The 24510-nt window shown below is 58.2% G+C and carries 21 protein-coding genes; 6 read left to right on the top strand and 15 right to left on the bottom strand.

The genetic code is table 11. The features are described from left to right. Nucleotides 1–104: 104 nt before the first annotated feature. Nucleotides 105–548 (top strand): hypothetical protein, encoded by a 444-nt coding sequence (locus M1D51_RS16285; protein ID WP_458107225.1) that lies wholly within the window; start codon nucleotides 105–107, stop codon nucleotides 546–548. Continuing rightward, nucleotides 545–850: a winged helix-turn-helix domain-containing protein gene (locus M1D51_RS16280; RefSeq protein ID WP_223944853.1), complete on the top strand. Its 306-nt coding sequence runs from the start codon at nucleotides 545–547 to the stop codon at nucleotides 848–850. The genes M1D51_RS16285 and M1D51_RS16280 overlap by 4 nt, the downstream gene beginning before the upstream one ends. Before the next feature lie 50 nt (nucleotides 851–900). On the opposite strand, the gene M1D51_RS16275 is transcribed toward M1D51_RS16280, so the two are convergent. The 4 genes from M1D51_RS16275 to M1D51_RS16260 form a co-directional block, all read right to left on the bottom strand. After that, a complete protein-coding gene (locus tag M1D51_RS16275) occupies nucleotides 901–1971 on the bottom strand; it encodes a hypothetical protein (protein ID WP_458107224.1) in 1071 nt (356 codons plus the stop codon). Between the two features lie 64 nt (nucleotides 1972–2035). Then, entirely contained in the window at nucleotides 2036–2611 is a 576-nt protein-coding gene (locus M1D51_RS16270; protein ID WP_458107223.1) for a hypothetical protein, read from the bottom strand. Nucleotides 2612–2701: 90 nt separating this feature from the next. After that, nucleotides 2702–2941 carry a PLDc N-terminal domain-containing protein gene (locus M1D51_RS16265; RefSeq protein WP_458107222.1) on the bottom strand — a complete coding sequence of 80 codons (240 nt, stop codon included), beginning with the start codon at nucleotides 2939–2941 and terminating at the stop codon, nucleotides 2702–2704. Nucleotides 2942–3049: 108 nt separating this feature from the next. Then, nucleotides 3050–3883, bottom strand: a complete 834-nt coding sequence (locus tag M1D51_RS16260) for an FG-GAP repeat domain-containing protein (RefSeq protein ID WP_458107221.1) — start codon at nucleotides 3881–3883, stop codon at nucleotides 3050–3052. Nucleotides 3884–4271: 388 nt separating this feature from the next. Here M1D51_RS16260 and M1D51_RS16255 point away from each other — a divergent pair, with 388 nt between their 5' ends. Both M1D51_RS16255 and M1D51_RS16250 read left to right on the top strand, forming a co-directional pair. Then, complete coding sequence (locus tag M1D51_RS16255; protein WP_458107220.1) at nucleotides 4272–4622, top strand: hypothetical protein; 351 nt, start codon at nucleotides 4272–4274, stop codon at nucleotides 4620–4622. Continuing rightward, nucleotides 4619–4813 carry a hypothetical protein gene (locus tag M1D51_RS16250; RefSeq protein ID WP_223944857.1) on the top strand — a complete coding sequence of 65 codons (195 nt, stop codon included), beginning with the start codon at nucleotides 4619–4621 and terminating at the stop codon, nucleotides 4811–4813. The genes M1D51_RS16255 and M1D51_RS16250 overlap by 4 nt, the downstream gene beginning before the upstream one ends. A 42-nt stretch (nucleotides 4814–4855) precedes the next feature. Here the strand turns inward: M1D51_RS16250 and M1D51_RS16245 are convergent, their stop codons facing one another. Together M1D51_RS16245 and M1D51_RS16240 are read right to left on the bottom strand one after the other, a co-directional pair. Then, nucleotides 4856–5449: a PhoX family protein gene (locus M1D51_RS16245; RefSeq protein ID WP_223944858.1), complete on the bottom strand. Its 594-nt coding sequence runs from the start codon at nucleotides 5447–5449 to the stop codon at nucleotides 4856–4858. 30 nt (nucleotides 5450–5479) lie between these two features. Further along, complete coding sequence (locus tag M1D51_RS16240) at nucleotides 5480–5983, bottom strand: MarR family winged helix-turn-helix transcriptional regulator (RefSeq protein WP_458107219.1); 504 nt, start codon at nucleotides 5981–5983, stop codon at nucleotides 5480–5482. A 201-nt stretch (nucleotides 5984–6184) separates the two neighbouring features. Here M1D51_RS16240 and M1D51_RS16235 point away from each other — a divergent pair, with 201 nt between their 5' ends. Beyond that, nucleotides 6185–6985: an EamA family transporter gene (locus tag M1D51_RS16235; protein WP_458107218.1), complete on the top strand. Its 801-nt coding sequence runs from the start codon at nucleotides 6185–6187 to the stop codon at nucleotides 6983–6985. Between the two features lie 73 nt (nucleotides 6986–7058). On the opposite strand, the gene M1D51_RS16230 is transcribed toward M1D51_RS16235, so the two are convergent. Next, complete coding sequence (locus M1D51_RS16230) at nucleotides 7059–7640, bottom strand: hypothetical protein (RefSeq protein WP_458107217.1); 582 nt, start codon at nucleotides 7638–7640, stop codon at nucleotides 7059–7061. Nucleotides 7641–8064: 424 nt separating this feature from the next. Between M1D51_RS16230 and M1D51_RS16225 the strand changes: the two genes are divergently transcribed. Beyond that, complete coding sequence (locus M1D51_RS16225) at nucleotides 8065–9228, top strand: TRAFAC clade GTPase domain-containing protein (RefSeq protein ID WP_458107216.1); 1164 nt, start codon at nucleotides 8065–8067, stop codon at nucleotides 9226–9228. A 357-nt stretch (nucleotides 9229–9585) separates the two neighbouring features. On the opposite strand, the gene M1D51_RS16220 is transcribed toward M1D51_RS16225, so the two are convergent. The 8 genes from M1D51_RS16220 to M1D51_RS16185 form a co-directional block, all read right to left on the bottom strand. Further along, a complete protein-coding gene (locus M1D51_RS16220) occupies nucleotides 9586–10278 on the bottom strand; it encodes a DUF6308 family protein (RefSeq protein ID WP_458107215.1) in 693 nt (230 codons plus the stop codon). A 28-nt stretch (nucleotides 10279–10306) separates the two neighbouring features. Continuing rightward, a complete protein-coding gene (locus M1D51_RS16215) occupies nucleotides 10307–12817 on the bottom strand; it encodes a sigma-70 family RNA polymerase sigma factor (RefSeq protein ID WP_458107214.1) in 2511 nt (836 codons plus the stop codon). A gap of 85 nt (nucleotides 12818–12902) precedes the next feature. Next, nucleotides 12903–14591: an NERD domain-containing protein gene (locus tag M1D51_RS16210; protein WP_458107213.1), complete on the bottom strand. Its 1689-nt coding sequence runs from the start codon at nucleotides 14589–14591 to the stop codon at nucleotides 12903–12905. A gap of 4 nt (nucleotides 14592–14595) precedes the next feature. Then, entirely contained in the window at nucleotides 14596–17787 is a 3192-nt protein-coding gene (locus M1D51_RS16205; RefSeq protein WP_458107212.1) for a UvrD-helicase domain-containing protein, read from the bottom strand. After that, nucleotides 17784–20426: a RecB family exonuclease gene (locus M1D51_RS16200; RefSeq protein ID WP_458107211.1), complete on the bottom strand. Its 2643-nt coding sequence runs from the start codon at nucleotides 20424–20426 to the stop codon at nucleotides 17784–17786. Before M1D51_RS16200 ends, M1D51_RS16205 begins: the two co-directional genes overlap by 4 nt. A 96-nt stretch (nucleotides 20427–20522) precedes the next feature. After that, a complete protein-coding gene (locus M1D51_RS16195) occupies nucleotides 20523–21752 on the bottom strand; it encodes a hypothetical protein (RefSeq protein WP_458107210.1) in 1230 nt (409 codons plus the stop codon). A gap of 221 nt (nucleotides 21753–21973) precedes the next feature. Next, a complete protein-coding gene (locus tag M1D51_RS16190; RefSeq protein ID WP_458107209.1) occupies nucleotides 21974–23497 on the bottom strand; it encodes a TY-Chap domain-containing protein in 1524 nt (507 codons plus the stop codon). A gap of 5 nt (nucleotides 23498–23502) precedes the next feature. Then, complete coding sequence (locus tag M1D51_RS16185) at nucleotides 23503–24504, bottom strand: sigma factor-like helix-turn-helix DNA-binding protein (RefSeq protein ID WP_458107208.1); 1002 nt, start codon at nucleotides 24502–24504, stop codon at nucleotides 23503–23505. Nucleotides 24505–24510: the final 6 nt, after the last annotated feature.

The following is a 24510-nucleotide window of genomic DNA, read 5'->3' as shown; positions in this document are numbered from 1 at the left end:
TGGTGGTTTGCGCGCTAACTAGGCTGTCATGGGAAAGTACTTGACAACTTGGAAAGTACTTTCTTAGGGTGTGATTATTGATCCGCACAACTTTGGGGGAAACCATGAATGAGGCCACCGGCAGCATGACACCAGCTGAGGCACGCGAACTCCTTGCGAGGGCCGACTCAGTGGGTGCTTCATCCATCAACGCAGCGGCTTGGCCCGTGGCCGTCATGTTCACCAGCCTGGCCATCATGGGCTCGCTGCTGATGATCGGGATGCATATTGTGACTCACACGGGATACGGCGCTGCTTTGCTGGCAGGCTCCGTAGGCGCCTGGGGAGCTATCACTGCGAGCATCTGGCCTATGTTCCAACGCTCCACCAAGGCCGGGTACACCAAGCGGTTCCTGACCTCTCTTCTGGGGTACTTCGGGCTCTATGTCGTGGCCCTCGTGTGCGGCGCTATCTTCTTCCCGACCGGCAACCTCTGGTTCTACATCCCGGCCGCCATCGCGCTGGCCGCCATTGGCCTCGCCGCCGCCTTCCGCGAGCTGCGCGCATGAGCACCCCGGCGGAACACCCGCGCCACCAGCTCAACGAGATAGTGCACTCACCGGTCCGGTTCTCCATCATGGCCGCGCTGGCCAAGGCGGAGTCGTTGGACTTCAAGGACCTGCGAGACGCCATCCAAGTCAGCGACTCGGTGCTGAGCAAACAGTTGGCCATCCTGGAGAAGGCTGAGTTTGTGAAGATCAAGAAGAGCTTCGCCGGGAAGTTTCCGAGGACTTCCGCGAGTTTGACGGCCGTGGGGCGGGACGTGTGGGCGGCGCACCTGCAGACGCTGCGGGAGATTGCGGGCGGCTGACTGCTTGCGCTCCGTGAAGGGTACGACGGCGGCTGGTTGCGTGGGTGGGTTCAGCCTGCCGGGACCATCTGCCACAGGTCCTGGTTGTGTGGCCGGTGCCAGAACTGTCGCGGGCCTTCCGTTTCGCGGGCCACGTCCGTGAGCCAGATGGTGCTGCCGGGATCCCAACCGGCGATGACGCTTGCGGTGTCTTCGTTTGTTTGTAGGGCCCGGCCGGCAGTGCTGAGGTAGCCGGCGACGGTGAGGTGTACGGCATCCCATTCTTTGGCGGCCCGTTCCCAGTCGGGGATGACCCAGCGGCCGTGGCGGCCGGTGGTGCGGAACCAATCGTGACGACGGGACGCAGTGACCTCCAAGGGGAAGTCCCTGCACAGCTTGATCCAGTCCTCTTCTGTGCTGATCTCCAAAATCCGGCCTGTTCCGGCGACGGGGATAACGGTGGCTTCCTCCCACCCGAGGGAATCTTCAACCAGGCTGAGACCGTCGGGGATTCGCGCCACCGTGTGGATCAGCCCGTGAGGGATCGACCACCATTCGCCACTGAAGTTGGCGTGAGGGTCTTGTGGCCGTTCCTTGGCCGCGCGGATTTCTTCGGCCCGTTCCTTTTGTGCCCATTCGGACAGGGTGTGTTGAGGGTTTCGAGGGAGCGGTGCGGGATCTGCTTCTGCGCGCCAGTCGATGGCCCATTGTCCGGGCAGGGCCTTCTGGTCCCACCACTGAGTTGCGGGTTTTCCTTTCAGGCTCTTGGCGATATGCGCCAGGGACTCTGTGATTTCCTGGGTGGCGGCGAGGACGTCTTCGCCGTCGGGCTCCTGCCAGTACCTGGCGGTATCCACTGCGCGTTGAAGGGCGTGGTGAATCAGTTCGTCCGTGATATTCCGAAGTTCCAGGGACGTGATCAATGCTGCGAGCTCATCCACAGTTGGCTCCGGTGGGGGAGGCGGTGCCTCTGCGGAGGGATTCATGGTCAAGAGTTTTCGTGACGTGCCGGCGCCGGGATCGAGGTTATACCCGAGGTGGAAGACGGCGATCCGGATGTCCTGGTCCATTTCCATGGCGAGTTCAAGGCAGAGGCGACGCCCTCGGTGGCCTTGCAGCAGAATCTCGGTGTCAGGCAGCATCAACCCATCCTTGCAGCATTCAGTCGGCGGACGGAGCTTGCTAAAGCCAGAGACCAGGCGCCGTTTATATCCACCAGTAAGTCGCGGAGGGGTTGATCTCGGCCGCCATTGTCCAGAACAGATCCCAGTCCTTGTCGAAAAGACCTTCGCTGTTCTTGAAGAAGATTCCTCGTGAAAAGGCAGTCTCGATCGTCGTCAGCATCTCCTGGATGGAACGGTGCTTCAGTTCGTTGTTGACGTTTTCAAAGTCGTAGTCGTATACAGGCTGCTGATCGATTCGCGCGCAGTCCACGAATATGTAGCCACCGAAGTTGTCCTCGAGAATCGGGAACCATGAGGGATTTCCCTCGAACTCGTTAACGAACAGGTCGTACGTTCGTAGCGCTTCCTCAAAGGTAAACAAGTAGTAACCCGGCATGAGCCACATATCGTTCAGCGAAATATCGGGGCCCACCTCGGTCCCGTCGTGCCATGCAAAGAGCGCGATGAGCTCGTCTCCCGCACGAAGATCACGTGCAGTGAGTTCGTCGACGACGGCATTCGGGGGCAGCCCCGGTCTTAGGTACTTGGCTGCCCCTAACTCAAGCCGATCCAGGTGGCCGTCGATGAGTGCCATCAAAGTGGAAAGTTCCTGGGTCATTCACCAAATGTCACACAAGTTCTGACCGGTAAGCCTCGACACTCCGGATGTTGGCAAACGGCAAACAGTAATTGGTGCTCGGCCCAGCACCTAGAGCGTCCTCCGTAGCGGGGAGCCGCTGGCTGAGCCAGTCAGCCGCGGCTTCGCGTACAGCCACACCACAACACCGAACAGCGGTACCACGAAGAACAGCAGGACCCACAGGATCCGGGCAATCTGATCGAGCCCGTCCTGCCGCAGGACATCAAAAATCGCCCAAATGTTCGCTCCCATCACGAACACCGCGGACAGGCCCGCCAGCAGCACCAAGATCCATTCCCAAGCTTCCATGTCATCCCCCTGAACCAGCAGCTTCCATACAAAGTAGCACTGGCGCTGCAAACGTACGACGCCGGAGCCCGCCTTGGGTGCCGGCCGTTGACTGACGCTTGGGTTGGGTCAGATGAGCGCGGTCATGACGTTCCAGCCTTCCCCGATCTTCTTTCTGGGTTCGAGGTGACGGCTGCCGACGCCAGGGTAGAGCCAGAGGTCTCCGTTGGCGTCGCGGGCGATGATCTGTGAGTAGCCGGGGTAGTTGCCGTCGAATCTTCCGGTGGCGATGATCGCCGTCATGGCATTCCAGCCCTCGCCCACCTGCATGCGGGGCAGCCACCCGCCCTTGCCGTCGCCAGGGTAAAGCCACAGTGCTCCGCTGGTGTCCCGGGCCATGACGTCCCGCTTGCCGTCCTCGTTGAAGTCACCGCGCCCGATCAAAGCTGTCATCACATTCCAGCCGACACCAATTTGGCTCCGGGGTTTCCAGCCGCCGGCGTGGTCCCCGGGGTACAACCAAAGGCGGCCTTCCGCGTCGCGGGCGATGACGTCGGCACAATAGTCGCCGTCGAAGTCGCCCGGACCCATGATGGCGGTCATGGCGTTCCAGCCAACGCCCACCTTGGTCCGTGGTTTGAGATATCCGTATCCGCCGGGGTAGAGCCACATGTCGCCATTGATATCCCGGGCCAGGATGTCGTCGTTGAACTCGCTTTGGAATTTGCCCGCACCGATGATTGCAGTCATCACGTTCCAGCCCTCGCCCATCTTGAAGCGGGGCTTCTTCCAGCCGCCCTGGCCGTCACCCGGATAAACCCAAAGGTCGCCGGCAGTATCTCTTGCCAGGACGTCGTCGTTGTATCCGGTGTTGATGTTGACGTAGTCCCAGTTGTTTGCCGGGACGTTCGCTGCGCGTATGCCCGGTGGGTCTGCCTGTGTTGGAAGGGCGGTTGTGCCCAAGAGCAGTGCCGCGACCGCGGCCAGAGTTGTCCCTACGAAAAGTGGGCGCCTTCGATTGTCGGGTGTTTTGTGGCAGGAATTCTTGGTCGACTTTGATCGGAACATCACTGTTACCCCCATTAGCAGCATCGTCATCACGCGATGCAACGGAGCCTAGTCCTGCTGGGTGGCTTTTGTTAGGGGTGGGAGGTTCGGACTTTTGACGGTCAGGGTAGGAGCACCTAGACGCTGTGTTTGAGCACTCATTTTCGGGCTTTTCGCTACCTAATTCAGCCCTGACAGCACCTAGTTTCGCGGATTCTGACACCTAGAGGGCGATTTGTGGGCTCAGGCTGTGGGAGTCAAAGCAATTCCGTTTTCAGGGGGAGAGTTTGTGCCGGCAACGACGATGAAGACCAAACAGTACTCGATTACGTTGTCACTCATCCTGGGGGCGAGTGTGGTGTCTGTGGGGCTGGTTCCTGAACCGATGATCTTCGTCGTCGGCATTTTGTTGTTGATGCTCCTCCTTGCCGCAGCCCTGCACTACAAGAAGTGGGGGTGGGTGCCGTCCGATTCGGCGGAAGCGGGCATGGCCGGACTCAGCGCTGGTTGCGTAATGGTGACCACGTTGGCGTTGCTTCTCAGGGGACACCCGTTGAGTTTTGTACTGACCCCTCTTCTCAGCATTGCTGCGATCCTCGGAATGTACCGTGAGCTCACCACGCGCGGGCGCCTTATTTGCAGGAGCAAGCGGTGAAAAGGGCTCCGCATCCACTCCAAGTAGTGATGTTCTTCGTCATGGCCGTCAATTTCGCGGTTTGGCAACCTTTCGCATGGTGGCGTGCCGGTGCTGCTGTTCTCATGCTGGGTTTCGGTTGCTACGGCGTTTATGAGTTGCGGCGGCGCAAACGTACGGCATCCCGGCAGGAGCCCAACGAGGTTGAGTGACCCAGATGGCCCGTGGACTGATGTCCGCGGGCCATCTCGTTGTTAATGGGTGTTTCCGTCTGGGCGAAGGCGATTCTGCAGATCGGGGTCACCGAAGCCGGCCACAAAGCCGAAGTCGTGCTCTCCGTTGTCCGGAGGAAGATCGCGCTCCAGTTTTAGTGCCGTCGTCGGCGTGAACAGGGTTTTCGCGATGCCGCTTTCACTTTCGAAGGTGAAGGACCCGAAGATTGTCCGGTCTACTCGGTGCCTCAGGAGGAGTGTCGTGTCCGAGCCGTTCACTTCACAAGCGACAGGGTGGTAGTCGTCCAGTTGCCGACCCCAGATGGGTAGGGAGAGCGGGAACGAGAGCTGTACAGCTTCAGGAAACGAGAACGGGATGCGGTCTATGGAGAGGCCGTAAGGATCATCGACGCCGTCGGTCTGGATGATCAGTCTTCGGGGGTCGAAGGTTCGGGTCCGTCCGTCCGGCAGTTCCTTCGCGGTCCACATGAAAACCCTCGGGTGCACCGAAATTGCATGCCTCATCACCAAGTGGTTGCCGCTCTGGCAATACGAGGTGCCGGTGTAGGCGCTTGCCTGTCCGCCGCCCAGCGCTTTACCGATTGCCATCGCCAGTTGCTCAGAGGAAGTGTCCACGCCTCATCCTCGCATGGGCGACACGACCGCTTAGGAGGGTTCGCCGTCGTTGTTTGTCAGCAGGAACTTGCGCAGCAGGCTTGCCAGTTGTGCCTGCTCAGTCTTCGAGAGGCCCTCAAGCATCTTTTGTTGGTTCGCGACGTGGTGCTCCACCACGTCGTCCACGAGGGCGAGCCCTTCGGGCGTGAGGCTGATGAGGAGTTGCCGGCGGTTCTCGGGGTTTGTTTCGCGATGTACCAGGCCGCGGTTTACGAGCCGGTCCACGCGGTTAGTCATGGCCGCAGAACCGATCATGGTGAGGCTGGCGAGTCGTCCCGGCGTCAGCGGCGCCTCGGAAGCCGACCTGCGCAGTGTTGCCAGGACGTCGAACTCCCAGGGCTCAAGCCCGAACTGGTTCATGAACTTCTGCACCTCGAGCGAGGCCAGGCGACTCGCCCTGTTGAGCCGGCCCAGAACGCCCATGGAGCTGACGTCCACGTCGGGTCGCTCCGTGTTCCACTGCTCAAGAATCATGTCCACTGCGTCGCGGTCCATCGTCCTCCAATGCTTGACCCCAAATAGTACAGCACCTACATTGTCTTACATCAAATAGTTCGACATCGAAATGTATGGAAGTGAAAGATGAGCACATCTGCAGCGGTTGCCAGCAGGGCTGGAGTTGGGGCGTCCAAGGCGTCCCCTCGCGACCTCTTTATCACCGCTCTTGCCCCAATGGTCTGGGGTTCCACTTACCTGGTGACCACGGAGTTCCTCCCCGCCGATCGGCCGCTACTGGCCGCGACCGTGCGGGCACTGCCAGCTGGGATCGTGCTGATGTTGGTCACCCGAACGTGGCCGCGGGGGAGTTGGTGGTTCAAGGCCGCAGCGCTGGGCGCGCTCAACATCGGGCTGTTCTTCTTCCTGCTGTTTTTCACCGCGTATCAACTGCCGGGCGGGCTCGCAGCGCTGGTCATGTCCATCCAGCCCTTGTTCGTGCTCTTCCTCGGCGTGCTGTTGCTGGGGGAGAGGATCCGCAAGGCGCACATCATTGCCTGCGCGGTGGGAGCCGCAGGTGTCGGCTTGCTCGTCCTGCGATCCGACGCGTCGCTGACTTTTGTAGGTGTGCTCGCCGGGATGGCCGCGGCGCTGAGCATGGCGGCCGGCATAGTTCTAACGAAGCGCTGGGGAAGGCCCGACGGCGTGGGGCTGCTTGGGTTTACCGGCCTGCAGTTAGCGATGGGTGGGGTGATGTTGCTCCCCGTGACGCTGGTTGTTGAAGGGCTGCCGGGGGCGATTACTGTGCCTAACCTGGCGGGCTTTGCTTACCTCAGCGTGGTTGGTGCGCTGGCGGCATATGCGGTGTGGTTCCGTGGGATTCAGCGGCTGCCGACGATGGTGGTGTCGTTCCTGGGATTCCTGAGCCCGCTTGTGGCTACGGTGCTGGGGTTTGTGTTCTTGGGGGAGTCGTTGTCGGGGTGGCAGTTGGTGGGTGCGGTGCTGGTGCTGGGGGCGGTGTTTCTGGTGCAGCGGTCGGGGGTCGGTGCACGTAAAAACTGATGAGATGAGGCGCTCTGGTGGGAGTTGGAAATGAGGGCTTGACGGCGGAGAAGCCAAAAGTTGTTGGCGGGTGTTACTGAGGCTTGCCTGGGCTCACATCAGTTGCCAGGCCAGGCACTCTATCGGCGTTTCTCCTCGCGACTTCGAGCTTGAGCTGGTCTAGTTCTTCCCTCAGCAGGTCCACGGCGGAGCGGTATTTGTTGAAGGTCGCGGCCCTGCGTTTTGCGATTATCTGGTTGATGATCGTTGCGAAAATCATGAGCGGTAAAGACCAGAGCAATGCCCATCCGGCTGTGACCATGAACTCGAGTGCAATGGGCAGAGCCTCCTTGAATGCGAGGAAATCGTTAACCCCGCTGACGACTGCCTGAAGTGCGGCATCCAACGGCTCAAGGAACTGCCCAACTAAAGGTGTCTCCTTAAAGGTTGGAGCAGTCAGAGACGTAGCTTCCGCGGACCATCGAGAATCTGCGTAATGATTCAACACGTAGAGGCCCGCGCCGACATTGAGTCCTGCGAAGAGCAGCACTGCTCCAAAGACTGTTGAGTGGATCTTAGCTGGACGCCAGAGCGCGGCCCCGAACGCGAAAAGGGCCGCAACAGCCCAAACACCTATCTGGAGCTGCTCGAGGCTCAGGCCGTTCAAAAGATCCAATGGAATGCATGCCCCCTAGTAATTGCACCGATCAGTTTCGGCAGCAGTGATAGTATCCCAGCGCTCTACAGTCAGGAGTCATCCAAGTCGGCGTGATTCGGAATATTTCGAACGCGATTCGAATATCTTGTGAAAAACTGTGGTCGACTGTCTTAGACGAACCCGAGGCGCCTGCAGAGTTACTTGGAGCAGTTCGCAGTGAACGTTCGGCCAGATCGGAATCCGTGTCTGCAGAATGGGTGACCACACTCGTCTGCAGGTCTTGTCGGACGGGCAGCCTAGAGACTCATCGGGGATAACAGGCCCGCTTGCCATTCGAGATCTAGCCGCGGCCTGTTCGCGATTGACTTTCTGGCGGGATGAAGTAAGTCAGAGATTTCGTCATACCGCGGGAACTTTATCTTGGATATCGTAGGCTGCACATATGCAAATCAGCAGAGCCCTAGAGCAGCACATCGCCGTCTTCGGCGAGAGTGGCAGTGGAAAAACCGTCATGCTTTCCTCATTTTACGGTGCAACGCAGGAGCCGCAGTACTTGCAGAACAGTCTGTTTCATGTCTTGGCAGACGATCTTGGGCAAGGAGCTCGGTTACATCGAAACTACTTGGGCATGCGTGACTCTGCGAGGCTGCCCCTACCCACCCGATTCTCAGCCACCTCCTATTCGTTCTCAGTCAAGCTGAAAGAGGAGGCTGACTCCAAGTCCACAAGGACCAAACCCTTTGAGGCTCTTCGCCTTGTTTGGCACGACTATCCTGGGGAATGGTTTGAAGAAGCCGTAAGCGGCCCTGAGGAAGCCCAGCGACGGGTTGATGCATTCCGATCATTGCTAGGGTCGGACGTTGCGCTGCTAATGGTGGACGGCCAACGCCTGCTGGACAATGCCGGAGCAGAAGAACTCTACCTGAAGTCATTGCTGGCTAACTTCCGCAACGGGTTACTGTCGCTCAAGGAGGACTTGCTGGAGGACGGCAAACCACTTGTCGAATTTCCCCGCATTTGGATCATTGCGCTTTCCAAATCAGATCTGCTGCCTGGTCTGAATGTATTTCAGTTCAGAGATCTCATCGTGGATAAAGCCTGCGATGAGGTTGAAGAGCTGCGTAAGGTGTTGAGTGGTCTGGTGGAAGCAAGCGACGCTCTCTCCGTCGGCGAAGACTTTGTGCTGCTTTCCTCCGCGAAGTTCAACTCTGACAGGATCGAAGTCACCGATAATGTCGGCATGGAGTTGATCCTGCCCGTTGCCTCCATTCTCCCATTCGAACGCCACGTACGCTGGTCTCGGACAATGCAGATCCCCGGCAAGGTAGCCGAGAACTTGCTTTCCGGTGCCGGAGCTCTTGCTGCCTCGCTCCTCGGTAGTCGGGTCAATATACCTGGTCCCATGGGTCCACTGGCCAAGTTCATTGGATTCGTACTCTCCAAGGAAGTATTGGACGACGCCGCCAAGTTGGCCGGAGACAAGCTCAGACAAGCCAACGCCGAAGCATTGGTCAAGAAGAACTACTTGGAAGCCACCTTGACTCGATTTCGGATGGATTTAGAGAATGGCGAAGCAAAGCAGATTCTCTTGAGGAGTCGGAGATGAAAATTATCTGGGCAACCCGCGGAAAAACATGGGGTTACAAGTTCCTACTGGACGGGCAATTTGCTGATCCGCTCCCAGTCTACGAGCGTGCGTTTTCGGGTGCTGAGGATGAGCCGGAGGTCTTCCGGCGCATAAAAGGCGGAGTCGCACTGCGCTTTCCAGATCCTGAGGGTAGGCAAGACTCTTCTGGTAGAGTGATACCGCATGAATTCATCATTCTCGGACCTTTAGCCGAGCGGGCCCGTTCCTTGGAAGATGGCCGCCGGCTGGTTTGGCCCATAGTCGCGGACCAATACCAAATAGCCTGGCAAATGCCTAAAGCACCCTTGGTTGAGGTCTGATGACTGGAACTGCGCACTAAAGAGGTTCACGCATTTCATTTTGTGCAGAACTGCGGTTCTTGTGCGTTCCGTGCATCCACAAAACGACATCCATGGTTCGTAGATCCGAGATCTGCTGAGCTATTCCTGACTCTTCCCGAATTTTCTGCAGCCGACGGGGGAGTCCGCTTCCGTCCGTGAGAAGCCTGTGCCATGTTTCCCATTGCCCGTTGCAGGTTTTGAGGCCCATTAAAGGACCCACAACGGAGTCATAAATTGGGATGATTCGCGGTCTCTTTCTTGCCATGATCTTGCTGGCTGTGGTCGGACCGATTCCCCAACGGTAGGTGTCGCTTCCACGGAGCAGACGCCACAGTTGAACTGCCGGACTCTGTGGGCCCAAGACCGAATCGAACTCGTCAGCTCGGAAAGCGGAGAGGTCCATATCCGTTGGGATTTGTTCGAGGAGTTCTGACACCTCAGAGGCGCGTGCTTCGAGGAGCCCGATCGCAGCTCGTGCAGTCACTTGGACGGACAAAAAGGAGACTGCGAGAACGTCGTCCGCTGTAATGACGTGCGCCACTTCGTTCCTGTCGCCACCACCCGCCCAATCGTCGAACCGGCTTCCGGTTTGAGGTAGTTCGTTTCGGTAGAGCTTCGTGTAGTACTCACGAACCAGCCCTGCAGCTGCATCAATCTGGTTCTGTGTGAGAATTTCTGGCAATGGCATGCTTGCTCCTCTTTCGGGACTTCTGAGATCAGGCGGATGCGGAATCTTCGCCAGCAGTTGTGACGCCGCCATAGTAATGTTCGCGGAGGCGCCGACAACGGTCGGGTTCTTTTAGGAGTACTAGGGTTTTAGCCTCAATCTGGCGAATTCGTTCCCGGGTGACGCCGTAGGTTCGTCCTATGGCATCGAGCGTTTTCTGTTCGCCGTCGGCAAGTCCGAAGCGCAAGGCCATTACCCCAGCCTCGCGCTCCGTCAGTGTGTCCAAAAGGGCATAAATTTCCTCTGTCAATTGTTCCGCGGCGATGGCTTCAACAACGTCCAACGGACAAGGATCAATCAGCTGGTTAGCAAGGCTCTCCATCCCGCCTCTGCCGTCCGGGACTAGAAAGTCCAAGGAGAGAACTGACCTGGACACGGTGAGAAGGTGCTCTACTTTTTCGACAGTGTTGTCCGAAAGCTTCGCAAGCTCCGCTACGTGATGTTTGATCCCGGCGCGGTCTGCTTCCCGAAGGATTCCCTGAATCTTGTTGACCTGCTCCACGATGTGGACCGGAAGCCTGATGAGGCGTGCCTGATCAGCCAAAGCCCGCGTAATTGCCTGGCGTATCCACCACGTGGCATAGGTAGAGAACTTGAAGCCAAGTGAGTAATCGAACTTACAGGCCGCACGATGCAGGCCGATGTTGCCTTCTTGTATGAGATCAAGGAAGTCCATGCCTTGTCCGGTGTGGCGCTTTGCTATGGAAACAACAAGACGGAGGTTGGCGCTGATGAGGGAGTGCATGGCGCTTTCCCCGAGCCGTGCGATTTGAGTTAGCTCGCGGGAGAGCTTCCTGCTGCGCCAAGCCGTATCGTCTAGTAAGTGCTGAGCGTAGAGACCGGCTTCGATCTCACGTGCGAGTTCAACCTCTTGCTGTGCTGTAAGCAAATCTGCTTGCGAGGCCCGCTTCAGGTAGTCCGCGACGCTGTCGTCGCTGTAGCCCGAGATGTCTCCGAGTCCTTCGAGCCAACCGTCATCTTGAAGATCGAACGCGGTGGGTGCATCTGATTCGGGCTCCATGGGGACAGCGGGGACAGTTGATGCAGTTTCTGCCACAGAAGTCCGTGGCTCAAAAACTGCCTGGCCCTCGGAAGCAATAGGGGCCGATACTTGCACCTTTGGACGAAGGAAGTCCTTCAGTTGGTCAAGTTCGTGCTTGATATCGAAGAACTCCACGTGATCAGCAAAGGGCAGGACTTTCCCTAGGAACTCTTCGCCCTGAATGTCAGGGTCTTCCACGGTGCCCTTTGAATAGAGGACGACGAGGCGGCCGGCGCGATTATTTGCCTTCTTGCGGATGACGCGGCCGAGCCGCTGCACCATCTGACGTTGACTTCGGTTGGCGGCGACGATGATGCCAAGGTCTGCTTCCGGGACGTCTATACCTTCGTCGAGGAGCCTTGGTGCCGCAAGAATCTGGGAGGCCCCGCTTCGGAAATCGTCCATCCCTTGACGCCGGTCCTCCTTTGCCATTCCGCTGAACAGCGCAGAGGCCGTCGAGCCCAAGGCCGTATAGAGCTCTTGAGCGCGCTTCGCAGAATCCTGTGTCTGAGTGAACACGAGTGTGCCGTTTGAGGAGTCAACGATCTCCTTGATGGCAGCGAGCGCATGATATTTGGTCTTTGCATCCGCCAGCAGGGTTAGCCTGGACGCCATGGCCCGCATGTACTTCCGCGACAGAGTTGCCTCGCGGCTCGGGGACTCTGACGCGGCCAATGAGGCGACCGCCGCAACGAACCTGTGAAATGGTCGGCGGGGGATACCGGCATACGATTCGAGATGTCTGGAGGTTTCAGACATCGTGTTTGAAAGGTCATCGTAGTTGACCTGTTCGCTTGGAGTCAGTTCCACACCGACAAGCGCGATATCGAAGGGGGCAATGACCTCGTCAGCCAGTGCGCGGTCGTACCAGAGGTTGTAGACGACCCCGCCAAAGTATGGAGTCAGCAGATTCTCGTGCTCGCCGTCAGCACGTTCGTAGGTTGCCGTCAGCCCAAGACGCCACGCGTAGCCTTCCTGCAACGCTCCGGTAAACATAGGGGCGGCGTACCGGTGGCATTCATCGGCGATGATCAAACCGGCCTTGTGGCTACGCAGCGTTATTCGATTGGAAGCCGAATGAACGATGGCGACGAGGACATCAACGTCGTCCAAGGTGTCGGTTCGACCATCGCCAAGAGCGCCTCGTCGGGCGGCGGGGAGGTCACGCTTGAGGGAGGACAACCACTGGCGCTGAAGTTCAGCGGTGGGCACAAGAATCAGCACTTTGATGCCCTGCCGAATCGCCTCGAAAGCTGCGGCGATTCCTACTCGTGTCTTGCCGGCACCAGTGACGGCCTCAACAACGCCGCGGCGGGCGTGGGAGTGCCAGGCTTTGAGTGCCTCTTGCTGCCAGGCGTACAAGAAGGCGTAGTCATAGGATGTGGAAACTGAGACCTGGTCAGTGTGGAGAGGCCTCTGAACTCGATCTGTCATTCCGTTCGACTCCGCGTCGACCAACTCCGGCATTTCATCCCCCATCGGACTGTGTGGTGCTTCCTTACTGAAGGCTAATGGAAGGCCCGGACAATATTGCTTGCGATGCTCATCCGGGCACCGCCAGCGAGTAGTCCCAAGCCTCAGCGCGCGCAAGGGAGTGCTTCAGTTCCCGTCCGCCCGCTTCTTCCAGGAGCTCCGAATCACCCACGACGACCAGCAAGCTCCGTGCCCGGGACAACCCGACGTAGAGCTGTTCGGCGGCTCGGGCCATGTCCTTAAAGCCGTTGACACAGAGTATGACGACGGATCTTTCAAGTCCCTTGAACCCCAAGACATGGCCGTAAAACTCCGCATCACCCGCATGAAATTCGCGCCAGTATTCCTCGGTGGCACCACGGTCAAAGTAGTCCAGATGAACGGGGTGCCTTTCCTTGGTGGTCAGTAGGGCTATCTGGTTATTTGCCCACCCTTCATCAATAAGCGCTTCTACACAGTCCCCCGCGACGTCGAGGGCTTCGTCGGTGGAGCAGTGGACCCTACGAACGGGTAGTCCGGTGCTGCCCCGCGGCGTGAAATGCTCGCCGGCAAACGGTTTGAAGGTTTCCGCAATTTTTCGGGTGTTCCGCAGATTCTCGTCGATGTGGATGGGGACAAAGGTTGCTGTAGGTCCCTGGTTGAGGTCGGCCGTGAGCCCGCCCCATCTTTTGTAAACGTCCTGGCGGTCGTCCATGAAGGCATAAACTTCGCCGTTCTCTGGGTCAGCAGTGCATGCCAGCAATGCTTCCCACCATAAAGGGGCGAAGTCCTGTGCTTCGTCCACGATCACCGCATCCAGTCGCTGGTGTGCAGGCATAGTGCCGGCCATTTCCCGGAGAAGCCGTGGCATCTCCACATCGAAGTAGTCCTGCCCCTTGCCATCAGGCACCCCAAGCCGGCGAACGTAGTCATGGAATTCACCTGTGAAGACGGGCTTTGCCTGGCGCCATGAGGAGACGCGGTTTTGCAAGTATTGCCCTAGTCCCTTGTTATAGCAGAAGAGACCGACGCGCTTCCCCTGTTTACTCAACATTCGAGCTTTCTCGACAGCAAGCCACGTCTTCCCACTGCCCGCCCCACCGGTAAAGCGAACGCGGGTAAGGGAACGCGTTGCCTGGAGCAAGACTGCTTGGCGCTCAGTTAGATGGTCTTGGGTGTCCTCGTCCTCCCTTGGACTCACGGGGGCGCCGGTACCGCTATCAAGTGACCCGGCAAGCTGTCGTTCGATACGTTCCATGAACGCGGTCGCCAGTGGTGAGGCACCGCCACCCTCTGTTTCTATGGCCCTCCGGACGAGTTCAGCCGGCGACTCGCATTGTCTGTCGTCCAGAAACAAAGTGCGGGGGCACCCGGCCATGCCCCACTCCTTTGGAACGGAGGTGTAGGGGAACGCGACCATGTAGGCGAAGCGACTGGTCAGCGGTGTACCGAGCTGCCGCCCCAGCCAGTTCTTCAGGGCGTGGTGAGAACTTTGAGACTGCACTACCGGGCTCTGAATCTTGTGGCTTCCGCCCCTGTCGGACTGTAACCATTGACCATTTTCCACGGAGATTCGGCCACCTTTGACTTCGATCGCCGCCATGCCCACCCCCGGCCAGAGGACCAAAATGTCGATCTCATGTTCTGCCCTGCCATCCCGCAGCTGAACGGAGTGGGCTAGCACAGCATCGTCCGGGAGGGTTCGATTGAGGGCTTCCCACACTGAACGTTCTGCACTCTGGCCCTCAGTGAAATGCGGTTCTTCGGGTATGAATCTCATTTACTCAGCCTTCCGTGGTGGGCTGGGCGGCTTCGGAAACGGGTAGTACTTCATAGATTTGGCCCAAAGCAGGAAGATGCATGAGCGTGCGGATCACGGGCATCCCGGCGGCCGCCAATGCATCACGGTAGGCTGCCATCTGGCCGAGGTATTTGTCTCGGATATGGCCCTCAGGGTCATTCCCGGGATAGGTCTTGTGATCGATGAGGACGCATCCCTCAGGTCCCTCGAGCAGAAGGTCTATCCACCCTTGCATCACTCTGTTCTCAGTCCGCCATCCAATGGCCGCCTCGCGATGGTATGTCCATCCCGGGTACTCCGTTTGCAGATACGTTTCGAGTCGGGCACCGGAGTCGATCAGCAGTTCCGGAGCTACTACATGACCTACTTTCCATCGCTCGATGATTGTCTCTGCAAGCTGAAGCTGGTCGGCGGAAGTAAGCGTTGAGTATTGCGTCCCCAAGTACGCGTGAACGGCGCTTCCCACTGCACCCCACTCTTCAGAACCGCGTGCAGCCAGTCTGGGACCGAGCTCTGTAGCCAGCAGGACTTTCACGTCATAGTCGGAGGATGATTCGGAGCTCGCGGTGAGTCGAGCCGGAGGGTAGACGGGCAGTGGCTGCAAGCTAGCTGGGTCTCTGAACTGGGCAGCGTTAACTGTCTGGTCGGTCCTGGTTTCTTGCACGTCAAACGAGGTAATTCGGGCGGGCAGGGGAGAACTTCCCGCGATGTTCAGCAATCCATCTTCATCCTCTCCTGACCAGGATATGAGCGAGGGGATCCCCAACAGGTTGAGGAGCTGTGGCTGATTCGACTTCGCAGTCAGGATGGTGGTTTCTTTGGCACGAGTCATCCCCACGTACATGAGCCGGCTCGTGTTGTTGCGCTCCCGAAGCTCCGCGTCTACGGCGACCTGGCTGGTCTGGCCGGCCGCGTCGAGCGGCGAAGCCTTATAGGGGAACGGACTTGGCCAGAATCTTATCCATCGGTCCTTGAGCGGCTGTTCCAGATCCAGCTCTCCGTCCTGTTCAACGGCAGTGCCGAAAGCGGCGAAGCGGACGTCCTTATCCAGGGCTTCCATAACGACCACGGGCCATTCCAAACCTTTGGCCTTGTGATAAGTCATTACATTGACGACGTCGGGGCCCGTGTTTTCCGCTGATTGGTGATTATCGGAAGCGAAAAATGTCAGGAAGCCGCGCAGTGTTCCGGGCGCCCGGAGTGCCCTGCAGTGCTCATAGTAATCTTCGATTGTGCCTCTCATGGCGTCGAGATTCCGGAGACGGGTTTCGGGAGACGTCCAAGACTTTATGTGATTTGTCAGCCCGACGGCGCCGATGACGGCCTCAAAAATCTCAAGTGGCGTTGCTGTGCCAGCGAGGTCACGGACCCGGGTCAAAGCACGTACCTGAGGCTGCTGGGCCCAGCTGGTGTGGACGGTTTCGGGCTCGACGGCGGATAACAGCTCCCGCTGCCAAGTTCCATTGGAGGGATGGCCAGGATGCAACGCCACCAACTCGGTGAGGGCAATGGTGTCTCGATCATCAGCAACATATGCCATGGCTGCGCGAGCAAGCTGAACTTCCCGGGCTTCATTAAGCTTGCGTGGATTTCGTGTTGCCCGAATACCCAAACCGTCCAGTGCAGCGGAGATGGCGTCAACGTCCTTGTTTGAGCGCGTCAGAACGGCGATGTCGCCGGGCTTCACGTTCCTACGACGGTTAAGGAGGTCGGCTACCCCGGCAGCTGTGGCCAGCAGCCGGTCGCCGTCGTTCTTCTGTGGACGGGCCCACGCTTCCAAGCTTCCCTTTGGCCAGTCCTTGTGTGCTTCCGGCATATCGAGCCGAACTGACGCAGCGGGCATCCCTAATGTTCCGAAAACAGGCTCAAAGACAGCGTTGGACAATGCGATGACAGACGAGCACGATCTCCAGGATTCTGAAAGCTGGCGCTTGTTCTCCACCTGATCCACAACGGTTTGCATGAGGTCAGGGTCTGTTCCACGGAACTCGTAGATCGCTTGCTTAGGATCGCCGACCCATACGGCTTCTTTGACCAAACCGCTCAGTTGCAGGAAAAGCTCAAGCTGGAGGGGACTCGTGTCCTGGAATTCGTCCACTACCAGGAAGCTGATCCTCCGAGAGAAGGAAGAGCGAAACGCATCGCTGGTGCGTGCCAAATCGAGGACGAGGGTCTCTTGATCGACGAAGTCCATCAAGCCATGGAGGCGCTTAAATTCAGCGTAGGTTTCCAGGCATTCTGCCGCGCAGGCAAATATCTTACGAATGTACTGTTCAATGTCCGAGTGAAATGCCGGATTGGACAATAGTCCTTCGTGTATCCGCGTCCGGAGATCCAGGAAGATTTGAGCTATTGGCGCAGCGGGTTTCGATGCTACGAAACCCCGCCATATCTCCCATGGGGTCTCATCCGGCGTCGTTGCGGAGTCAATTTTCTGGATGACCTTCGGATACTGTTCGACGAACACTCCAGTAGTGATCTTTGCTTGTCTGCCGGCGGCGTCGAGTCCTGTCTTGGCCAGTTCCTCCAGCTCTGCTCGCCCTGCGCGCATATCGCTCAGCCAAACGGGACGTTCATCCTCGGCGGGATCGTCGAGCAGCTCGCGGATGCCTGCCCACGATCTGTCTGCACAGGCTGTCAAGTCACTTGAGCGGAGCAGGTTGGTTCTGGCCGCATCGACAATTGACCGGACGGTATCCTGCCAAGTTTGCGAGTCATAGGGCGAGTCTTCGTCGGTTCCCATACGGCGGGCAATCGGTAGAATCCCCGTCGCATGGTCGGCCAAGACGGAATCGACGGCAAGGTGGAAGATACTCCTGAGTTGTTCTTCGGGGATGACCTCAAGTGCAGGAGATAGACCAGCGTCTATTGCGTACTCCTGCAGCAGTTGACCACAGACACTGTTAACAGTGCCAATAAGACTTGCTGGAAGTTGTTGAGCAGCAAGCTGTAGTGAACGGGCATGCGGACCGTCGGCAGCCCCGGCATGTTCCAATAGCCGAGCGCTGATTCGTTCCTGGAGCTCAGCAGCGGCTTTCTTAGTGAAAGTTGTGGCCATGATCTGGGTTGCCGTCAGTCCGGACTGGATGCGATCCGTGATCTCTGAGGTCAAATGGTACGTCTTGCCAGTGCCGGCGCTTGCCGAAACCATCGTCACATTGTCGAGGTTGGTCATGAAAAGTCACCTTTCAACCCGCAAAGCACTCCCAATGCACAGAAACGGCAGGGTGGCTTGATGTAGTGGAGGCCTCTGTCCCGCCATTCGCTTTCGCGGCCCGGTTCAGTCTCGGCCCGATTGTCCTCGACCACTTGGGTGGCGGTGACACGGCCGTTAACTACTTCGTCGATGCTGAATGTGATCGCCTTTTTCGCGCTGTCCCAGAGGTCGGTTGGCTTCACCGCGCTCTGAAGTGGCTGGCCGAAATGCGAGTCAGCAGAGATAAAAGATCCCTGCTTGAGCATGTAGTAGGCAGTGGGATCGTCAGTAGTGTCCGCACCCTCGTGCAGTGCCCATTGATACAGGGCAAGCTGTAGCGCGGTGCCGCCAGCAACTTCCTCCCGACGATACTTAGCATGGTTGGTCCACTTCAGGTCGATGACAACCCGTCGCCCATCGCCGTCAACCCCGACGGCGTCGGCGCTTCCACGAACTGTTACTAGGTAATTGTCCTGTGAACCGACAAGTTCAAGATTCTTCTCAAATTCCTGTTCAACCTCGTGAAGGGTGACTCCGCCCTTTGACAGTTGGCTGAAGAAGGCGTGAACCGAGTCAATCAGGATACCGACGATCGCGTCCCGACGTCGCTGCTGGCCAGGTAGCAACAGTTCTGCCGCGTACTGGGGCAGGACTGCACGAATGCAGCGGTGGATTTCTTCCTTTTCGGGAATGGCCCTGTTTTCGGCTCTGAGCTGGTGGTGGAGAACCTCCACCACCTTGTGAGAAAAGATGCCGAGCAACGTGTTGTCAGCGGGAATCAGGGCAGCGTCGGTGGCGTGCACATTCGACTTCTTCTCCAGCACCCAAGCGAAAGAACAACCGAGCAGCTTTGAGAGCTGCGAGAAGGACAATTGCTTCGGCTTCAACGACGGGTTTGCGCCGACGTCGTAAATTGCAGCCGGGTGAGTGGGCGACAGCTGGGGAGCGGCATCGAGCTTAGCCGAGCGGCCGGCAAAATCCCAGAGTCCATCAGCGGTTGTGAGTTGCTCCGGCACGGATCTCAGTTCACGCACACGGTCCGTCAGCGGCTTTGTCGCGTCTTCCGGATTTGTTGAGGGCTGCGCGGAAACAAGGGCTTCGAGCAACCCCTGTCCCTCCGTTCGTGCACCGTGTGCCTGCTCTACCTCGATAAGGATGAGGTTCTTACAGTGGGCGGCAGATGCCAGGGTCTGCTGGATGGCAAGAGCGGCTGCGTCCTCTGGAGCGGGCAACCTGATTCCGACCTTCTCCAGTGTTGCCACATCATGCGCTTCCCACCGTCGCCCGGGCGTAAGGGTTGCATTCTTGAAACCCCACCACAGGACATAATCGACGTCGTCGGAAAGCTCGCTGAGGTGAGCCAGCCGCATCCATGCGCTCGCTTCCTGAGCGACAATGGAGCTCGATTGCGGTGTGATGACCGAACTGACGATTCGTCGCACGTCCCGCCTCGATAATTCCGGGACAGTAGATAGAAGGTCAATGACCTGCAGGAGCTGTTCCACTGTCGGCAGGAGAGCAGACTTTTTCTTTGCGAGGCGACGAAGCTGTGCCGTCAGCCAGACCGCTTTTTCCACAAGGACGGACCCGGGTGCCGTGTCCCCGACAATGAGGTTTGTATTGAACAGCTGGTCGAGGTCAGAGGCCCACGAAGGACCCAAATCCTGATGATCTGCGATCTTATTCAGGGCCTCAAACCACGCCTCACTGCCCGTGCCGGGAGCTTGCTTGAGTGCTTGAAGCAGATACCCGGCGGCCACGTGCTTCACCGGAGTTCCAGGCAAAGAGAGAAACTCCGCCAGCAGCCGGACGTTGATTGGACCCCAGATCACCTCGAAAAACAGGGGGATGATTTGGTCATTGGCACGCCAACTGGAGCTTGCCCCGACACCCAAACGCGGAAGCCCTCTATCAGCGAGATAGTGGTCGAGGACAGACGTGTGGTCTGAGCACACAACTGCAGTTTTCGTATTGTCGCCGCAAGCCAACCAGCGAGCGACGTTTTCCGCGGCTTCCCACTCCGTTTCCGCCGTCAGAACGTGAAGCTGTGGTTGTGCGCCATTCACCACTTTCTCACTGACCAGAATTCCCCGCCCCCTAAGAAGCATAAAGATGTCCTGCCAGATTTTCGGAAAACTAAATTCAGCATGTTGAAGAATGACTTGATCGATCCCCAATGGCAGCGGTGAGAGCAGCGCAGCCGGCAAGCCCCGGATGTCATCGGCCAAAGCTGGAGAAACATCTCCGTTGGCGGTTTCGACCGCGGCCAATGTTTGCAGCAGAGGGGAGACCTTGGCTCCGGGCGTGGCGTCCACAGGCAGAACTCCGGACCACCCATTGCTCACGGCGTCGTCGCGGGCCTCCAGAAGTTCTGCAGCTGTGGACCACGGGTCAACTGCAAGTGAGCTGTGGAACCATTTGTCTTCGGAATCGATGGACAGCAGACGTTGCAAGTATTGCCCCACACGATCAGCGTGTGTGGTGTCCGGCCGCGTGAGTCCGAGCCTGGTCAAGAGAAGGTTGGTAAAACCCTTGCGTCCAACTCGAACCCGGTTCAGTCCCGGATTGCTGAATGCCCACGGCGCACGGTCCAGGAACCAGCCGAACTCGACGATCAATGTTGCCCCCATTTTGCTTGTTTGGTTGTTGTATCACGCTTTTGGATATCCGGCCCGGTTCGTCCACCTAGTGGGCTAACTGTCCTGAGACGCGTGTCAATCTGCATCCGAACGGATCGTCTGCCAGTGAATCTCGCCAGGTGTACGTAATCCGAAACCCACTCGGAGCGCGACAAGAATTTCATGGCCAGCGTTCATCGGATCTCCAAGGTTGTTTAACAAGTTGGATGTTGTGCAGTTCGATGCTCGCCAACCGCGACGTCCCAAACTTGGTTCGTCGGATATTTGCTCGCCTGCGAAGCCCCAGGCTGGCCTGATTTCACATAGCACGTCGCCCTTGACGATGCTGGCTTGAGCACGGAGAGGTGGGCCTTCCAAGGTCTCTTTCCCGGATTCGATCATCAGGGTCCAACCTTCGAACAGGTCAGCCAAAGCCTCATTGAGCTCTTCCCCAACGGACGCCCACTTCTGCTCCAAGCGGTTTTCAGCACGGAATTGATTCGAGAGACTGCGCACCTCATCGTCATCGGTGAAATACGCAGCTGAGATGACTTCTTCCCACGTATTGAAATGTCTCCTCATCTCGATGGGAGAAGGTCGCTCACGTCCCGCCGCTGCTTCGTTGATGACCCAGGTGTCGTAGGTGGAAACGTCTTTAGGAAAGAACGGCGACTCGTGATCCGAGCAGGCTTCCTTGAAGTCTTCAGCGGCTGCGTCGAAATCCGCGGCTTCAAACCTTGCTGCCGCCCCGTTCATGCTGAGGCCAACCGCGCGAAGAGTTTGTTCCCACGAGCCTTTACCTACCCGGCGTCGAAGATTCCGGGCGGAATAGGGCCACATCGTGCTGAGTTCAGCAGGTGAGGCCAGTGCTTGCAGAGCGTCGCCGTAAGCCGTAATGGAAGGACCATTGACCTTGTCGGCTTGGACCCTAAGGGTAGTAGCTTCGACGATGGCCAGTATCTCAGCTACGCGGGCGCTGCTGAGGAATGAGCCCAGATTGTCCCGGATTTCTTGAATGTCGCCCGGAGCCATGTTGGCTAACGCGGCCTTGTAGTCGGGTTCAACCCGGAGATGCACGCCCGCTATGTACAGCAGGCTGAACCGGTCCAGAATAGCGATGGGCCTGGCTGGCGTTGTCCGCTCCGAGTTGTTCGCCAGCCAGCGCCGATTGCAGAGCAGTGCCACGGCGATTTCACTGTCGACGGGAGTGCCCAAAGCCTTAAGGACTTTAGGGATCTCGGAGTGGTGTATTCCAGCAGACAGAAGCTGCTGGATCGTATTTCGCTGTTCAGCCAAGAGATGGGCCGTCTTCTGACTGCGCGCCATGAGTGACCGTGAACGTTCCAGTTCTCCGCGTTCGGCGATTCTGGGGCCCAGCTTTCGGAGCAGTTCATACCCACTGGCACTGGTCTCTTCAGCTATCGCGGACAGTGGTCTACCTGCCCGGTACGCTGCGGCCGCCTTGGCCTCGGGAGTAGGACCCATGCGCCTTAAGGGGAGCCTCATGGCGTGCTCTGAGTACGCTCCGTCGACGTTCATCTCAGGTTTCAACTCGCGTTCCTCAGGGTTTGAACCGCACCATTTAGCGCATCATCCAGGGTTACTCCTCCGTCAGGTCCGGGGCCCGGGGGGAACTCTCCTGTGGACCAGCGAAACTCCGTAACGTCAGCACACTTTCTGCCGTATCTCAAGGCTGAGACAATCTGATGCCCGGCATCGCGTGGTGAGACCTGGGATTTCCACCAGTTGGGAAAATCGGCGTCCGGTTCCGACCAGTCGTTACTTGCCAAGAATTCCCGGTCGATTGGCCAATCTGTGGCAGGCAAGAACTCCTCCGAAACGACCTCGCACCAGACTCCGTCCGCGCTAGGTGTTGCTTGTGCATAGGGGTTGGTGCCGTTGGTTCTCGTCCCTGCATACTCCACTCTTAGGAAGCTGTTCCAAGGCATTTGTGCGAGTAGGTCGCTGATGAGAACTCCCGCCCGGTGCCAATCGTGGTCGATAGGCTCCCCATCGCCGTCGGCGTCTATTGCGTGCTCATCACGGAGCGCTTGCAGCAAGAACTTTGATTGAAGCGGTGTGGCTGATATTTCGGTCACGTAACTGCCAAATACTTGATCAATGAGCTCGTCCCAAGAAACACCAAAGTGCCGCATGATTTCGTTCGCGGATGGTCGCTCGATCAGCATTCCCGCTTGCGAAAAGCCCCAGAGGTCGTAAGATTCTTTGCTCATTGCGTAGCCGCACAGTTCGCACTCATCGAGAAACGAGTCGAGGGCGTCTTGGTGTTCTTTCGTCCCGAATCGCCCCTCAGGTGTGCCCACGTTCAGTCGGATGGTGTCCAAAGCTCCCTGCCAACTGCCACCACCGTAGCGGCTGACGAGGTTGGCTATAGGTACTGGCCACGGGTCCTTCTCGTCGCGGGAAACTCTTCCCAGTCGCCGCGAGATCTGTTGGGCCATTTCGTCGTACTCGGAGTAAGTGAGGGTAGCAATCGACTTGGCATGTATGGCCAAGGCAGTGGTTTCAGCGACCGCCAGAATCTCTGCCAAGCGAGTGTAAGTAACCTCGGGCTTCACGAGCTCCCGAAAGGCAGCAACGGCATCCAACGGCATCTTTGCAAGTGCAAGCTGGTAGTCGGGTTCAATGCCGTGATGCTTCCCGACGACGTAGAGTAGGCTCAACCTATCGCTCAGCAGTTTAGGAGCGGGCTCCGCGGGTGCTTCGTCAGGAATGCCAAGGAATTTCAGAATAGCTACGGCTACATCCACGTCAATGTCGTTCCCGAGCGCACCGATCACCTTCGGGGTGTCCAACAGTGGGATGCCGGCATCATCCAACCGGCTGACCATTTCCACGTTGTTCCAAAGAGCGCTCATAGCTTTGACCGCTCGGCTGCCCACCGACCGGGCTCGCGCAAGTTCGTCGCTGGGCTTATCAGCAATAGCATCGAAAATGTCGCCGGCATCGACACTGTGCGCTGACGTTATTGTTTCCAGCGGATCTCCGCGACGGTATGCTTCCCGAATCACCGCGGCACGTGTTTCGCTGTCCTTGTCGTCCCCCATCATGATTTCTACTCCTGGACTGCCCGCACAGCGTCAAGCCAGGTGCCGTAGATGTTCCTGACTGCGGCACCTGAGGGCCGGGAATTGCCGGCATGAATCTCTTGCTTGACCCATGCGTCGTAACCTGCGAATGTCGGCTTGACTCCGCTGGACAGGGCGAATCTGTTGAAATTGCGCACGGCGTCTTCGTAGTCGGCCTGGGTGAACTTCAGGAGCCCTTTCGGCCGTCCTTTCGCAGCTGTTCCGATCCCCATTGCTTCGAGGCCCTCGTTCCACCCGCCGAAACGCTTGGTCACGGTCTGACGAGTAGGGGGCCACGGAAATGCTCCTTGGCGAGAGACGAGGCCCAGCGCCGGCACGAGTTCGTCGCGAAGATGCTCATATCGCTGTCCGGTGATACTGGTCTCGGGATTCTCTTGGAGGTATTTTTGCGCAGCTCCGATAACTCCCAGAATGGTGGAGACATCCTCGACGTCGGCTTCGGCAGACTCCAAGGCGGCTCGGAGCTCGTTCATCAGAGACAGCTCGATATTGACAGCGGCCCATTGACGGTCCGGAGCAAGCCCAAGGTTGGACCCCAACAGGTACCAGACACCTGCCGCCACCGCTTCTTTAGAGAAGATGTCTTCCATCTGTGACTTGTCGAAAACGATCGACGACGTCCGCAGGGCATCCTCGGCAAGCTCAGCGTCCATCGCGGGAAATAGTGCCTTCAGTTTGTCGATCGCATCAGGCTTGGTAACTCCGCGCCGGGCCATTTGGCGAGCCAAGTCGCCGTACGCCGCCATGAAGGCGTTGCGGGCGACCGTCGCTGCGGCTTCCTTTGAAGCAAGTCGGCTTTTGCGGGACTCTTCAGCGCTTGTGCCGCCAACTTTTGCAATGATCTGGCGGACTCGTTCGCGGGTGATGCCGAAGCTCTGGCCGATGGCATCTAGAGTCTCACCATCGGCATAGCGCTCCACCATTGCAGCGTCGCGCTCTTCCCGACTGAGTTCAGGAGTTGTGGTCATGGTCAT

This window comes from Arthrobacter sp. R3-55 (assembly GCF_054161505.1).
This window is presented reverse-complemented; position numbering and strand designations above follow the sequence as displayed.